This window comes from Alphaproteobacteria bacterium (assembly GCA_020638555.1).
In the GTDB taxonomy this organism is placed as follows: Bacteria; Pseudomonadota; Alphaproteobacteria; order Bin95; family Bin95; genus JACKII01.
This window is the reverse complement of the sequence record JACKII010000005.1, coordinates 86858-101014: the sequence shown is the minus strand read 5'-3', so window position 1 is coordinate 101014 and position 14157 is coordinate 86858. Positions and strand designations below refer to the sequence as shown.

Below are 14157 nucleotides of genomic sequence, written 5' to 3'. Positions count from 1 at the left end.
CGATGCTGTTCGCCGCCGACAGCCTGTTCGCCCGCCTGCGCGCCGCCGTGCGCCCGGACTGGCACGCCTATGTCGGCCACGCCTTCGTGGAGCGCCTGGGCGCCGGCACCCTGCCGCAGGACTGCTTCCGGCGCTATCTGGTGCAGGATTACCTGTTCCTGATCCATTTCGCCCGCGCCTATGCGCTGGCGGCCTACAAGTCGCGCGATCTGGCGGATATCCGGCAGGCCGCCGACGGGCTGCACACCATCGCCGATACGGAGATGCGCCTCCACGTCGCGTTCTGCGCCGAATGGGGCCTGTCCGAGGCGGATATGGCGGCGGAGCCGGAAGCCATGGAAACCATGGCCTACACCCGCTATGTGCTGGAGGCGGGCAATGCCGGCGACGTGCTGGACCTGCACGTGGCGCTGGCGCCCTGCATTGTCGGCTATGCGGAGATCGGCTCCATGCTGGCGAGCAAGGGCCGGATCGAGGGCAATCCCTACCGCGCCTGGATCGAGATGTACGCCAGCGACGACTATCAGGCCGCCGCCCGCCGCCAGGTCAAGCATATGGACCGGCTGATGGCCCGGCGCAGCGGCGAGGGCCGGTTCGAGGCGCTGGCGGCGACCTTCGGCGAGGCGACGCGCCTGGAAACCGCCTTTTGGGACATGGGGCTCAGGGGATGAGCCTGGCGCTTCAGGACCGGCCCCGCCTCGACCTCGGCCTCGGCAAGCCGCCGGGCCAGGGACGGGTGGTCGTGGCCATGTCGGGCGGGGTCGACAGTTCGGTCGCGGCGGCGCTGGTGGCCGCCGCCGGCTACGAGACCATCGGCATCACGCTGCAACTCTACGACCACGGCGCCGCGGTCGAGCGCAAGGGCGCCTGCTGCGCCGGCCAGGACATCCGCGACGCCCGCAACGTCGCCGACGCCATCGGCATTCCGCATTATGTGCTGGACTATGAATCCCGGTTTCGCCAGAGCGTGATCGACGACTTCGCCGACGCCTATCTGCGCGGCGAGACGCCGATTCCCTGCGTGCGCTGCAACCAGACCGTGAAATTCCGCGACCTGCTGGCCACGGCCCGCGACCTGGAGGCGGATGCGCTGGTGACCGGCCACTACATTCGCCGGATCGACGGCGCACACGGGCCGGAACTGCACGCCGCGCTCGATCCGAGCCGCGACCAGTCCTATTTCCTGTTCGCCACCACGGGCGAGCAACTGGACTTTCTGCGCTTTCCGCTGGGCGGCCTGCCCAAGACCGAAACCCGCGCGCTGGCGGAGCGGTTCGGCCTGCCGGTGGCGGCCAAGCCGGACAGCCAGGATATCTGTTTCGTGCCCAACGGCTCCTACGCCCAGGTGGTGGAGAAGCTGCGCCCCGGCGCGGCGGAGCCGGGCGACATCGTCGACCGCGACGGCCAGGTGCTGGGCCGGCACAAGGGCATTCTGCACTTCACCATCGGCCAGCGCCGCGGCCTGAACCTGGGCAACACCGACGGCACGGGGGAACCGCTCTACGTGCTGCGGCTCGATGCGGCCACGCGCCGGGTGGTGGTGGGGCCGAAAAGCGCGCTCGGCCGGCGCTATATCCGGGTGGGCGAGGTCAACTGGCTGGGCGATGCGCCGCTGGGGCCGGAGCCGGTGGCCTGCCGGGTCAAGCTGCGCTCGACCATGGCGGCGGTCGCCGCCAGCATCCGCGGCGATGGCGCCGGCGGTGCGCATGTCGTGCTGGAGGCGCCGGAATTCGGCGTCTCTCCCGGCCAGGCCTGCGTCGCCTATGCCGGCAGCCGGGTGCTGGGCGGCGGCTGGATCGCCGGCACCGCGGAGGAACCGCCGGCATGAACCGTCGCGAAACCCGCCAGCGCCTGCGCGCCATGCGCCGGGACTTGTCGCCGGACTGGATTGCCGCGGCGTCGGCGGACATCGCCGCGCGCCTGGACCGGGCGCTGCCGCAGCTGCGCTCGGCCCGGTTTGCCTTCACCTGGCCCATGGCGGGCGAGCCCGACCTGCGCGAGGCCGCCGGCCGCTGGGTTGCCGCCGGCGCGCGCGCGGCCCTGCCGGAAACCGTGCGCGGCCGGCCCCTGATCTTCCGTCCCTGGACGCCCGGCTGTGTCCTGCGCCCCGGCGTGTGGGAGATTCCGGTGCCGGTCACGGCCGAGACCGTGACGCCGGACATCCTGCTGATCCCGTGCCTCGGCTTCGATGAAGCCGGCTATCGCCTCGGCAATGGCGGCGGTTATTACGACCGCACCCTGGCGGCCATGGTGCCGCGGCCGCTGGCCGTCGGTGTCGGCTGGAGCGAGACCCGTTTGCCCACCATCGCGCCCGAGCCGCACGACATCCCCATGGATGCGATCGTGACCGAGCGCGCGGTGATCTGGCACCGTCCCCCGCCGGCCTGACCGGCTGCGGGAGCCGGCCGGGAGGGATGACCCGCACGCGCGGTCGCCGGCGCTCCGCGTGGGGGCAACAATGCGCCTTCCCGCCTGCCCGCCCTGTGATAGGCTGGGGCAACCGACAAATCCCAGTGAAGGAGGATACGCCCCATGAAAGGCGTGGTGTTCACCGGCGACCGGACGCTGGAAATCCGAGAGTTTCCCGATCCCACCCCCGGCCCGGGAGAGGTGGTGCTGGAAATCAAGGCCTCCGGCATGTGCGGCAGCGACCTGCACCAGTACCGCGCGCCGAAACAGCCGGAAGGCGGCGCCGTCACCGGCGGCGTGCGCCGCATGTCCGGCGTCATCGCCGGGCACGAGCCGTGCGGCGTCGTCGTCGCCGTCGGCGAGGGTGTGAGCGAGAAGCAGGCGCGCATCGGCCAGCGCGTCATGGACCACCATTACGACGGCTGCGGCGGTTGCAAGCACTGCCGCGGCGGCTGGACTCAGATGTGTCTGGAAGGCACCACGGTCTATGGCTCCGGCGGCCATGGCGGCCATGCCAACTATATGAAGGTGCCGGCGCACACGCTGATTCCGCTGCCGGACGCGCTGTCGTTCGAGACCGGCGCGGCCATCTCCTGCGGCACCGGCACCGCCTGGGGTGCCTTGAAGCGCCTGCACCTGGAAGGCGGCGAGACCATCGCCATTTTCGGCCAGGGCCCGGTCGGCCTCTCCGCGACCCAGCTGGCGGTGGCCATGGGGGCAAGGGTGATCGCGCTCGACGTCTCGGAAGAGCGGCGCGAACTGGCCAAGGAATTCGGCGCCCATATCACCATCGACGCGCTCGCCAACGATCCGGTCGAGGCGATCCGCGACCTGACCCATGGCGAGGGTGCGCAGAAGACGCTGGATTGCTCCTCGGCGCCGACGGCGCGGCGGGCGGCGGTGCAGGCGGTGCGCTCCTGGGGCACGGCCTGCTTTGTCGGCGAGCGCGGCATGGTCGAGTTCGACGTCTCCAACGACATCCTGCGCCGGCAGGTGACGCTGGTCGGCTCCTGGACCTTCTCGAAACAGGGGCAGGCGGAGTGCGCGGAATTCGTCGCCGACCATGACATCGCCGTCGACAAGTTGTTCACCCACCGCTGGCGCCTGGACCAGGCGGAGGAAGCCTACAAGCTGTTCGACACCCAGACCACCGGCAAGGCGGTGATCCTGCCGAACGGCTAGGGCGGCCCGCTTCCCCCCTGGCGTCATTGCGAGGCGGCAGAGCCGCCGTGGCAATCCGGACCGGCCTTTCGTGCCCGGTCGCGCGGCTTTTCTGGATTGCCACGCGGGCCTTGCCCACTCGCAATTGCGCCGAGCAAGGGGCACCCGTCACCAACCGATCAGCGGAGCCGCTCCCATGACCAAAATCGTCCGCGCCGAGGCCTATGCCGTCTCGCTCGCCTATGCCGAGGCCAAGTTCTGGACCATCGGCGGCAGCGAGAGCGAAAGCCATTATGTCGTGCTGCGCCTGACCGACGAGGCCGGGCGCGAGGGCGCGGCCGAGGTGGTGTGCAAGCCGGCCTGGAACGGCGCCACCCAGGGCGTGCTGCTGGCGGCGTGCGCGGAGATGGGCGCGCCCCTGATCGCCGGCGCCGATGCGGCCGACGCCACGGCCGGCGCCCGGCTCGCCCGCTCCATCGCCGGGCCGAACGGCTTGCAGGTGCTGCTCGACAATGCCTGGCGCGACCTGAACTGGGCCGGACCGTCAAGGCCGGCGGCCATCGCCAACGCCACGGTGCTGAACCGCGACACGCCGGCGAAGATGGGCGCCGCCGCCCGCCGCTCCCGCGACGAGACCGGCACCGCCGCCTTCAAGATCAAGACCGGCCAGGGCCTGGAGGCCGACCGCGCCGCCATCGCCGCCATCCGCGCGGCGGTGGGGGAGGGAGCCTTGCTCACCGCCGACGCCAACGGCGCCTACACCGCCGCGGACGTGCCGGCACTGGACGCGATCCTGGCCGACCTGGGCGTGGTGTTCTCCGAGGACCCGTGCCCGCTCGCCCCCGACGCGGCGGCGGAGCGGCTGATCCGCGGCGCGAAGGTGCCGCTGCTGGTCGACAAGGCGGGCAAGGCGGTCGATGCCGTCCGCGCCTTCCAGGACCGCGGCGCCACCCATTTCTCGGTGAAGCCGACCCGCATGGGCCTCTCCGAGGCGGAAACGGTGGCGGACATGGCCGCTGCCATCTGCATCGGCACCTCGGCCGAGGGGCCGCTGGGCGCGCTGGTGCAATTGCGCCTCGCCGCAAGCCTGCCGCATCCGGACCGGCTGATCTCGGCCGAGCTGGATTTCCACCGGGAACTGGCCGACCACTATCTGACGGAGCCGCTGGCCATCGGCGACGGCCGGCTGACCCTGCCCGCCGGCCGCAACGCGGCGGCGTGCGTCGACTGGTCGAAGCTGGCGCGGCTTGCCCATACGCGGCGGGAACTGCCGGGCTTGTGAGCCGCGGCGTTTCGGCGTTTCATAGGGGCAACCAACAATGCCCCAGAGGAAACGCCCCGCCATGAAACTGAACGCTTGGTTCCCCACCTGTGATATCGGCGACGATCCGGCCAAGATCCGCGATTGGGCGCAGGCGGCGGAAGACCTGGGCTTCGAATATATCGAGGTGCCGGACCATGTCTTCGGCGCCACCGCGCGCGACGGCTGGACGCCGCGCTATGACGCCCATGCGCCCTTCCACGAAACCTTCACCACCATGGCCTATCTGGCCGCCTGCACGACGCGCATCAAGCTGTCGTCCGGCGTGCTGATCCTGCCGCAGCGCCAGACCGGCGTCGTCGCCAAGCAGGCGGCGGAGGTGGATATTCTCTCCGGCGGGCGGGTGCGGCTCGGCATCGGCGTCGGTTGGAACCATGTGGAGTACGAGGCGCTCGGCTGCGACTGGAAAACCCGCGGCGTGAAGCAGGGCGAACAGATCGAGGTGCTGCGCAAGCTCTGGATCGAGGACCTTGTCACCTTCAAGGGCCGCTTCCACGACTATGTCGAGGTGACCGTGGTGCCGCAGCCGCGGCAACGGCCGATCCCGATCTGGCTCGGTGGCTCGGCTGCCGGCGTCATCAAGCGCGCGGCGCGGCTCGGCGACGGCTGGATGCCGATCCTGGCGCCGGACGACGACGGCAAGAAGGCGCTGGAGACACTGCACGGCCACCTGGACGCCTTCGGCCGCAAGCGCGCGGATTTCGGCCTGGAGGCATGGCTGCGCTTCCACGACAACGCGCCCCAGGCCTGGGCCGCCGCCGCCGACGGCTGGCGCGCGCTCGGCGCCGACATGGCCATGCTCTATCCGATGTGGCGCGACGGCAGCGTCGACAACCAGATCGAAATCCTGCGCCGTTTCAAAGAGGTGGCCGGCGGCTGAGCCGCCTCCGAAGCGACCGGCGGCCAAGCCGCTCCCCGAACGAGCCCCCCGAACGAGCCCCCCGAACGAGCCCCCCGAACGAGAAGGAGGATCGGCCCGATGAACCAAGCCGCCGCCCTCGACCGTACCGCTCTTGCCGACCCCGATCCCGTCGCCCGCGCCCGCGCCCTCGGCCCGGCGCTGGAAGCGGCCTCCGACACCATCGAGACGACCCAGCGCTGGCCGCAGGACCTGCTGGAGCAACTGCACGCGGCCAAGCTGATGCGCCTGTTCCTGCCCGCCTCCTGCGGTGGCGAGCAGTGCGACCCCTGCACCTATTTCCACGCGGTGCAGGAGGTGGCGCGGCACGAGGGCTCGGTCGGCTGGAACATGTTCGTCGCCAACAGCGCGGCCCTGCTGATGGCCTGGCTGCCGCTGGAGAGCGCGCGGACCATCTATGCCGACGACCCGAACGCGCTCATCGCCTGGGGCGCCGTCAACGGCCAGGGTGCCAGGGCCGTGGAGGGCGGCTATGTCGTCAACGGCCGCTGGGATTTCGCCAGCGGCTCGCGTCAGGCGACCTGGATGGGGGCGCACGGGCCGGTGACCGAGCCGGACGGCTCGCTGCGGCTGAACGAGCGCGGCAGCCCGCAAATCCTCTCCTGGCTGTTTCCGGTGGCGGAGGCGAACCGGCTTGACAACTGGAACCCGGTGGGCCTGCGCGGCACCGCCAGCGAGTCCTACACCGTGGACGAGGTGTTCGTGCCGGAGGCCTTCACCTCCACCCGCGAATACCCGGAAAAGCGGCGCGAGCCGGGGCCGCTCTACGCCTTCACCCAGCACGGCCTCTATGCCGTCGGCGTCGCCGGGGTGGCCAGCGGCATCGCCCGGGCCATGCTGGCGGCGTTTGCGGCCTTGGCGCGCCAGAAGGCGCCGCGCGGCCGGCCGCGCATGGCCGACGATCCGCTGGTGCAGGCCGACTATGCCAAGGCCGAGGCCAAGCTGGGCGCCGGCGAGGCCTATCTGCTGGCCGTGCTGGCCGAGATCTACGGGCGGGCGGACGAGTGGGCGCCGATCGATGTGGACGACCGGGCGCGGGTGCGGCTGGCCTGCACCAATGCCATCCAGTCGGCGATCGAGGTCGGCAACTGGGTGCATCACGCCGCGGGCGTCAGCGCCATTTTCCCCGGCGCGCCGTTCGAGCGGCGCTTCCGCGACCTGCACACGGTCAGCCAGCAAATCCAGTCGCGCAGCGCCCACTGGGCCGCGGTCGGCGAGGTGATGCTCGGCAATCCGCCGCCGGTGTTCTACTGAGGGGAGGGGCGGCATGCCGCGCCGACTGCACCTGAACCTGTTCATCCACTCCCGCGGCCATCACGAGGCGAGCTGGCGCCATCCGGATGCCTCGCCGCTGCCGCTGACGGATGTGCGCTACTACACCGATCTGGCCGCGCGGGCCGAGGCGGGCCTGTTCGACTCCCTGTTCCTGGCCGACAGCCTGGAGTTGGGCGAGGATGCCGGCCGGGCGGCGCGAAGCTGGCTGGAGCCGGTGACGACGCTCACCGCCATGGCCATGGCGACCGAGCGCATCGGCCTGATCGGCACCTGCTCCACCACCTATACCGAGCCCTTCAACCTGGCGCGGCAGTTCGGCTCGCTCGACCATATCTCGAACGGACGGGCGGCCTGGAACATCGTCACCTCGTGGAGCGTGCCGGCGGCGAAGAATTATGGCGACGACCAGCAGGTGAGCCATGCCGAGCGCTATGCCCGCGCCGACGAGTTCCTGGCCGTGGTCAAGGCGCTCTGGGATAGCTGGGGCGACGGCGCCGTGCTCGACGACCGGGAAGGCGGCCGGTATGCCGACATGCGTCTGGTCCATCCGATCGGCCATCGTGGCCGCTATTACAGCGTGCAGGGGCCGCTGAACCTGCCGCGCCCGCCGCAGGGGCGGCCGGTGCTGGTGCAGGCCGGCTCGTCCGAGACCGGCCGCGACTTCGCCGCCCGCCACGCCGAAGCGGTGTTCACCGCCCATCTGGAGCAGGCCACGGCCCGCGACTTCTACCGCGACCTGAAGGCCCGCGTCCGCCGGGCCGGGCGGCGCGAGGATCAGGCGCTGATCCTGCCGGGCTTCTCGCCGGCGATTGCCTCGACGGAGGCGGACGCGATCCGCTATCGCGACGAGTTGAACGCGCTCACCGATGTGGAGGTGGGGCGCAAGCGGCTGTCCGGGCGGTTCGGTGGCCATGATTTCTCGCACCTGCCGCTGGACACGCCGCTGTCGCCGGACGATTTCCCGGACCCATCCACGGTGGAGGCGGCGCGCAGCCGGACGGAGGTCATCCTGGGACTGGTGCGGCGCGAGCGGCCGACCCTCCGGGCGCTGCTGGCGACGCTGGCGGGTGCGCGCGGCCACTACATCTTCGCCGGCACGCCGGAGCAGGTGGCGGATTTCATGGAAGCCTGGCTCGCCGAGGGTTGCGCCGACGGCTTCAACCTGATGCCGCCGGTGCTGCCCGCCATGCTGGACGTGTTCACGGCGGAGGTGGTGCCGATCCTGCAAAAACGCGGCCTGTTCCGCACGGAATATGCCGGCGCCACCCTGCGCGACCACTATGGCTTGGAGCGCCCGGCCGCCTGAATCCCGGTGTTTCCCGGCCGCCGCGGAGCGGTGGGCCGGGACCGGTGTCTTTCATCGCACACCGCCCCGCCGGTGTTCGCGCGCCGCAACCGGCCCCGGACGGCGGCTCCGCCCCCTCCGGGGAACACAGTGCCCGAGGCTCGGTGTTTCCCGGCCGCTGCGGAGCGAACAGCGGTGGGCCGGGACCGGTGTCCCCGCATCTCCTTCGAACACCGCCCCGCCCGTGTTCGCACGCCGCAACCGGCCCCGGACGGCGGCTCCGCCCCCTCCGGGGAACACAAGGCCTGAGGCTCGGTGTTTCCCGGCCGCTGCGGAGCGGTGGGCCGGGACCGGTGTCGTCCTTCGAACACCGCCCCGTCCGTGTTCGCACGCCGCAACCGGCCCGGACGGCGGCTCCGCCCCCTCCGGGGAACGTCATCGCTGTCTTCGGGCCGGACCCTACCGCGGCGCGGCGGCGCGGATGATCGCCTCGATCCGCTCCCAGGGCAGGCCGGGCGGGATGCCGATGGCGTTGATGTCCACCGCCTCGTCCCAGGCATCCACCATTGCGGCCACGCGCTCGGGCGGGCCATAGGCGGCGAGTTGGTCCAGCAAATGCCCCGCTTCCGCCGGGACCACGCCGGTGGAGGGGCTGGGCTTCGGGTTCGCCGCCCGGATCGCATCCACCTCCGCGCCATAACCCTGGTTGGTGATGGAATTGGCATAGGCGTCGCCCATGGCGCAGACATACCAGGCGAGGTTGCTGGCCACCACCTGCCGCGCCGCCGTTGCATCCGCATTCACCGAGACATTGGGGCCGGCCACCACGGTAAACGGATCGTTGGCGCGGCCGGCGCGGCGGCGGATGCGCAGAATGTCCGGGACCCAGGTCTGAAAGCGGTCGCGGGCCACCAGATAGGGGAACCAGCCCTCGGCCAGTTGCGCGGCGGCGCGCACGCTCTGCGGTCCGAGGCCGGCCAGATAGATCGGCAGGTCCGGGTGCGGCGGCTGGCCGAGTTTCAGGGGGCGGGCCTCCACCTCATCCGGCACCGGCGCGCGGTCGCCGTTCAGGATCTGGCGCACCGCCCGCACGGTCTGGCGGAAGCGGCGGGTCGGCTTGTCGAACGGGATGCCGTGGAAGCCTTCCACCAGCGCCTTGGTGCTGGCGCCGAGCCCCAGAATGTAGCGGCCGCCGCTGATATCGGCGAGTGTCGCGGCGTTCATGGCGATGGTGCCGGCGGTCCGCCCCCAGACCGAGAGAATGCCCGACATGACGGTGATGCGCTCGGTCTTCAGCGCGATTTCGGTCAGCACCAGGGTGGAATCGAAGCCCCAGCCCTCGGGCACGCTGAACAGTTCGTAACCGAGGCGGTCGGCCAGAACGGCCATGTCGACAATGACCTCGCGGCGGGTTTCCATGGGGGTCAGGGCAATCCCCCGGCGTTGATCGGCCATGCCGGCTCCTTCGGGCTGTTTCGGATGGCGGGACCATAGCCGCCGGCAGCGGTTTCACCAAATTCAGCGGTTTGCGGGCATGGCCGATCCGGCCTATAGGAAGACGACCTGCCCGCTCCCCGCCTGAGGACCCGCATGACCAAGACCGTCGCGCTCTACGCCCCCGCCTATGACGACATTCGCCCGCGTCTGGAGGCGCTGGACCTCGACATCGCCATCCTGACCTACGACAAGGAGGGGCGGCTGTTCCGCGACGGCGCGGAGGTCGCGCCGGAGGAAACCGCCATCGACTATGTCTGGCTCTCCAACTTCATCTCGCGCGACAAGGCGCAGCGGCCGGTGTTCGGCCTGATGGAGCGGGTGCAGCGGATCGGCGTGCTCCAGACCTTCAACGCCGGCCTGGACGATCCGGTCTATGGCCGGATCAAGGCCAAGGGCACGCGTATCTGCAACAGCAGCGCCCAGGCCATGGCGATTTCCGAATATCTGGTCGGGCAGGTGCTGAACATCTTCCAGCCCTTCGCCGAACAGCGGCAGATCCAGGCGGACAAGACCTGGCGGATCACGCCGTTCCGCGAGATCTGGCGCACCAACTGGCTCATTGTCGGCTTCGGCCCGATCGGCCGCGAGACCGCGCGCAAGGTGAAGGCGTTCGGCGCCTCGACCACCGTCATTCGCCGCTCGCCCGAGACCAACGCGTTGGTGGACCGGGCCGGGACGCTGGACCGGATCGGCGACTTTGTCGGCGATGCCGACGTGATCGTGCTCGCCTGTCCGCTCACCGACCAGACCCGCGGCTTTGCCGATGCCGAGTTTTTCGGCAAGGTGAAGAAGGGCGCGATCCTGCTCAATATCGGCCGCGGCCTGCTGATCGACGACGCCGCGCTGATGGCCGCATTGGACGAAGGGCGACTGGAAACGGCGGTGCTGGACGTGTTTCACACGGAGCCGTTGCCGGCAGACGATCCGCTCTGGTCGCATCCGAAGGTGCGGATGACCTGTCACACCTCGTTTGCGGGCAGCGGCGGCGTGCTGCGGTGGAAGGAATTGTTCCTGGACAACCTGCCCCGCTATGTGCGCGGCGAGCCGCTGGTGAACGAGGTCAACCCGAACGATATTCCCTGACGGCGCCGCATCCGCCCGGCGCCGGCACAGCCGCCAGAAAGGGCAGAGTCCCATGCGCATCGAAGCCATCGCCATCGGCCACAACCCGCCGGAAGACGTCAACGTCATCGTCGAAGTGCCGGTCGGCGGCCAGCCGATCAAGTACGAGATGGACAAGGAGGCCGGCACGCTGGTGGTCGACCGCTTCCTGCACACGCCGATGACCTATCCCGGCAATTACGGTTTCGTGCCGCACACGCTGTCGGAGGACGGCGACCCGATCGACGTGCTGGTCTGCAACACCCGCCAGCTGGTGCCGGGCTGCGTCATCAACGTGCAGCCCATCGGCGCCCTGCTGATGGAGGACGATGGCGGCCAGGACGAGAAGATCATCGCCGTGCCGTCGCCGCGCCTGACCAAGCGCTATCTGGGCGTCCACAATTACGACGACCTGCCGGAGATCACGTTGCAGCAGATCGCGCACTTTTTCGAGCACTACAAGGATCTGGAGCCGGGCAAATGGGTCCGCATCGGCGGCTGGCAGAACGCCGACGTCGCCCGCCGGCTGATCCGCGAAAGCATCGAGCGGGCGAAGGCCAAGGGCTGAGGCCTCCCCCGTGCGCGATGTGCGAGGCGGGTGGCATTCGGCGTGCGACCTTGTAAAAGACTAGCCAAACAACGGCCTGCACAGGATCCCCCGCCATGCCCTTTTTCGACGAGCGCGGTCTGCCGACCAGCGAAACCATCCAGCTGCTGCAAAACCGCGTCAGCGTGCGCAGCTACACCGACCGGCCGGTCGACGACGCCCATGTGGAGGCGATCCTGCGCGCCGCCTTCCGCGCGCCGACCTCGTCCAACATCCAGGCCTACAGCGTCGTCGTCGTGCGCGACCCGGACACGCTGGCGCGGCTGGCGCCGGTGACCGGCAACCAGAAGCACGTGGCCAATGCGCCGGTGTTCCTGGCCTTCTGCGCCGACATGCGCCGGATGGAGCACGCGGTGCACGCCTTCGATGCCCGCATGGACGACAACAATCTGGAAATGGGTCTGGTTTCGTCCATCGACGCGGCGCTGGTCGGCATGTCGGCCTCGCTGGCGGCGGAGTCGCTGGGGCTGATGGGCGTGATGATCGGCGCCATCCGCAACAACGCCGCGGAAACCGCCAGGATTCTGGGCTTGCCCAACCGGGTCTATGCGGTGTTCGGCATGGTGCTGGGCTGGCCGGCGGACGTGCCGCAGCAGAAGCCGCGCATGCCCTACGAGTCCATGGTGCATCTGGAGCGCTTCGGCAATCATCCGGGCGGTGTCGCCATGGCGGAGGCCATTCGCCGGTACGACCAGGACCTGGCGCAGCATTATCGCGGCCAGGGCCGCACGACCAACGACGATTCCTGGACCGCGGAAACCGGCAGCAAGTTCGCGAAGCCGCCGCGCCAGCGCCTGCGCGAGGAATTGGAAGGCCAGGGCTTCGACTTCCGCTGAACCGTCGCCACCCGCCCGCCTGAGTTCGCACGCCGCAATCGGCCCCGGACGGCAGCTCCGCCTCCTCCGGGGAACACCTGTTTCCCGGAGGAGGCGGAGCGGTGGGCCGGGATCGGTCTCATCCTTCGAACACCGTTTGCGTCGGTGTTCGCGCGTCGCTGACCGGCCCCGGATCGGCGCTCCGCACCGTCCGGGGTACAGCGGCTTCTAAAATGCCAATGGTCGGAAATGCCAATGGTCAGAAATGATGATAGCCGCCATCCGGGATGGCGAGTGGCGTGCCATCGCCCCGGCGGACGCTGACGCCCTCGCCGGCGGTCATGCTGCCGATGCGCGTGACGGCGAGGCCGCTCGCGGCTCCGGCCGTGCGGATGGCGGCCTCGGCCGCCGGCGGCGCGGTGAAGACGATTTCATAGTCGTCGCCGCCACTCAGCAGCCGCGCGAGCCAGGCCGGGTCGTGCGCCACCGCCGCGCGCCCGGCGGCGGAGAGTGGCACGGCGTCCGCCTCGATCGCGGCGCCGAGGCCGCTGGCCTCGGCAATGTGGCCCAGATCCGCCACCAGCCCGTCGGAGACGTCGGCGGACGCGGTGGCGACGCCCGCCAGCGCCAGTCCGAAGGCGACGCGCGGTTGCGGCAGGCGGAACTTGGCCTCGGCCGCGCCGGCCAGGTGGGGGGGCAGGAAGCCGGCCTCCCCCTTGGCCACCGCCAGCCCCAGGGCGCCGTCGCCGATCCAGCCGGTGACCCAGACCGCGTCGCCCGCCTTGGCGCCGCCGCGCCGCGGCGCCCGCGTCCCGGCCGCAAGCTCGCCGAGCGCGGTCAGGCTGAGCGTGAGCGGGCCGGGCGTGCGCACCGTGTCTCCCCCCAGCAGCGACCAGTCGAATGCCGTCTGGTTGGCCCGCAGGCCGGTGGTGAACGCCTCCAGCCACGCCGCATCCTCTGCCACGGTCAGCGCCAGCGTGAGCTGGTAGCCGATGGGCCGGGCGCCCTTCGCCGCCAGGTCGGAGAGGTTGGCGCGCAGCAGCCGCTCGGCCACCAGGCGCGGGTCCTCGTCTTCCAGGAAATGCACGCCGGCCACGATGGCGTCCGTGGTCAGGACCAGGTCGCCCGCCAGGCTCGCGCGCGCCAGCACGGCCACGTCGTCGTGCAGGCCGTCCGCACCGGGATGGGTGGCGAGCGGCGCCAGATAGCGGGCGATCAGCCCGAATTCATCCAGTGGCGGGGAAGTCATCCGGGCGCATCCGGTGGGCCAGCCGGTCGAGCACGGCATTGACCAGCGAGCGCTCGCCTTCGTCGAAAAAGGCGGCGGCGATCTCGGTGTACTCGTCGATGGTCGCCCGCGGCGGCACGTCGGTCAGCGCCTGCAATTCATAGGCGCCGGCCAGCAGGATCGCCTGCAACACGTATTCGAGCCGGCCGAACTGGCGTTTCTGCAAGGCTTCCTGCACCAGCAGGGTCAGGGCCGCGGCGTCGGTGGCGATGCCGCGGGTCAGGCGGCGGAAAAAGCCCAGGTCGACATCCAGAGCCAGGCCGTCGATTTCCTCGCCGAGGCGGTGTTCCTCGAACTGTTTGGCGACGGCCGGCACGCGGGTGCGGGTCATGGCGGATTGATAGAGCACCTGGATCGCCGCCACGCGCGCCAGTCGGCGGCGCCCGTGCAGCGGGCGCGCATCGGTCGCTTCGCCCTCCGGCTCGGCGCCGGGGGCGAAGGCTTGGATCAGGTCACGGTCGCGCATGATCGGTGGTGTG

General features: G+C 70.5%; 14 protein-coding genes. 11 read left to right on the top strand and 3 right to left on the bottom strand.

Features of this window, described 5'->3' with window-relative positions:
* The first annotated feature begins 2 nt into the window (after nucleotides 1–2).
* The 8 genes from tenA to H6844_16735 all read left to right on the top strand — a co-directional run bounded on the left by tenA (nucleotide 3) and on the right by H6844_16735 (nucleotide 8391).
* Nucleotides 3–671: a thiaminase II gene (gene tenA, locus H6844_16770; protein MCB9931058.1), complete on the top strand. Its 669-nt coding sequence runs from the start codon at nucleotides 3–5 to the stop codon at nucleotides 669–671.
* The gene (gene mnmA, locus H6844_16765) at nucleotides 668–1828 is read left to right on the top strand and encodes a tRNA 2-thiouridine(34) synthase MnmA (GenBank protein ID MCB9931057.1); all 1161 of its coding nucleotides are present in this window, start codon (nucleotides 668–670) and stop codon (nucleotides 1826–1828) included. The genes tenA and mnmA overlap by 4 nt, the downstream gene beginning before the upstream one ends.
* Nucleotides 1825–2388: a 5-formyltetrahydrofolate cyclo-ligase gene (locus tag H6844_16760; GenBank protein ID MCB9931056.1), complete on the top strand. Its 564-nt coding sequence runs from the start codon at nucleotides 1825–1827 to the stop codon at nucleotides 2386–2388. The genes mnmA and H6844_16760 overlap by 4 nt, the downstream gene beginning before the upstream one ends.
* 144 nt (nucleotides 2389–2532) lie before the next feature.
* A complete protein-coding gene (locus H6844_16755) occupies nucleotides 2533–3591 on the top strand; it encodes a zinc-binding dehydrogenase (GenBank protein MCB9931055.1) in 1059 nt (352 codons plus the stop codon).
* 175 nt (nucleotides 3592–3766) lie between these two features.
* The gene (locus H6844_16750) at nucleotides 3767–4852 is read left to right on the top strand and encodes a hypothetical protein (GenBank protein ID MCB9931054.1); all 1086 of its coding nucleotides are present in this window, start codon (nucleotides 3767–3769) and stop codon (nucleotides 4850–4852) included.
* 61 nt (nucleotides 4853–4913) lie between these two features.
* Entirely contained in the window at nucleotides 4914–5771 is an 858-nt protein-coding gene (locus H6844_16745) for an LLM class F420-dependent oxidoreductase (GenBank protein MCB9931053.1), read from the top strand.
* Between the two features lie 99 nt (nucleotides 5772–5870).
* Nucleotides 5871–7064: an acyl-CoA dehydrogenase family protein gene (locus H6844_16740; GenBank protein ID MCB9931052.1), complete on the top strand. Its 1194-nt coding sequence runs from the start codon at nucleotides 5871–5873 to the stop codon at nucleotides 7062–7064.
* Between the two features lie 13 nt (nucleotides 7065–7077).
* The gene (locus H6844_16735; GenBank protein ID MCB9931051.1) at nucleotides 7078–8391 is read left to right on the top strand and encodes an LLM class flavin-dependent oxidoreductase; all 1314 of its coding nucleotides are present in this window, start codon (nucleotides 7078–7080) and stop codon (nucleotides 8389–8391) included.
* Between the two features lie 438 nt (nucleotides 8392–8829).
* Here the strand turns inward: H6844_16735 and H6844_16730 are convergent, their stop codons facing one another.
* A complete protein-coding gene (locus H6844_16730; GenBank protein MCB9931050.1) occupies nucleotides 8830–9789 on the bottom strand; it encodes an LLM class flavin-dependent oxidoreductase in 960 nt (319 codons plus the stop codon).
* Nucleotides 9790–9960: 171 nt separating this feature from the next.
* On the opposite strand from H6844_16730, the gene H6844_16725 reads away from it, so the two are divergent.
* The 3 genes from H6844_16725 to H6844_16715 all read left to right on the top strand — a co-directional run bounded on the left by H6844_16725 (nucleotide 9961) and on the right by H6844_16715 (nucleotide 12411).
* The gene (locus H6844_16725; protein MCB9931049.1) at nucleotides 9961–10950 is read left to right on the top strand and encodes a hypothetical protein; all 990 of its coding nucleotides are present in this window, start codon (nucleotides 9961–9963) and stop codon (nucleotides 10948–10950) included.
* Between the two features lie 52 nt (nucleotides 10951–11002).
* Entirely contained in the window at nucleotides 11003–11536 is a 534-nt protein-coding gene (ppa, locus tag H6844_16720; GenBank protein MCB9931048.1) for an inorganic diphosphatase, read from the top strand.
* Nucleotides 11537–11631: 95 nt separating this feature from the next.
* Nucleotides 11632–12411, top strand: a complete 780-nt coding sequence (locus H6844_16715; protein ID MCB9931047.1) for a nitroreductase family protein — start codon at nucleotides 11632–11634, stop codon at nucleotides 12409–12411.
* A gap of 238 nt (nucleotides 12412–12649) precedes the next feature.
* On the opposite strand, the gene thiL is transcribed toward H6844_16715, so the two are convergent.
* Both thiL and nusB read right to left on the bottom strand, forming a co-directional pair.
* Entirely contained in the window at nucleotides 12650–13639 is a 990-nt protein-coding gene (gene thiL / locus H6844_16710; GenBank protein MCB9931046.1) for a thiamine-phosphate kinase, read from the bottom strand.
* On the bottom strand, nucleotides 13617–14144 hold the full coding sequence (gene nusB, locus H6844_16705; GenBank protein ID MCB9931045.1) for a transcription antitermination factor NusB: 528 nt from the start codon (nucleotides 14142–14144) through the stop codon (nucleotides 13617–13619). Before nusB ends, thiL begins: the two co-directional genes overlap by 23 nt.
* Between the last annotated feature and the right edge of the window lie 13 nt (nucleotides 14145–14157).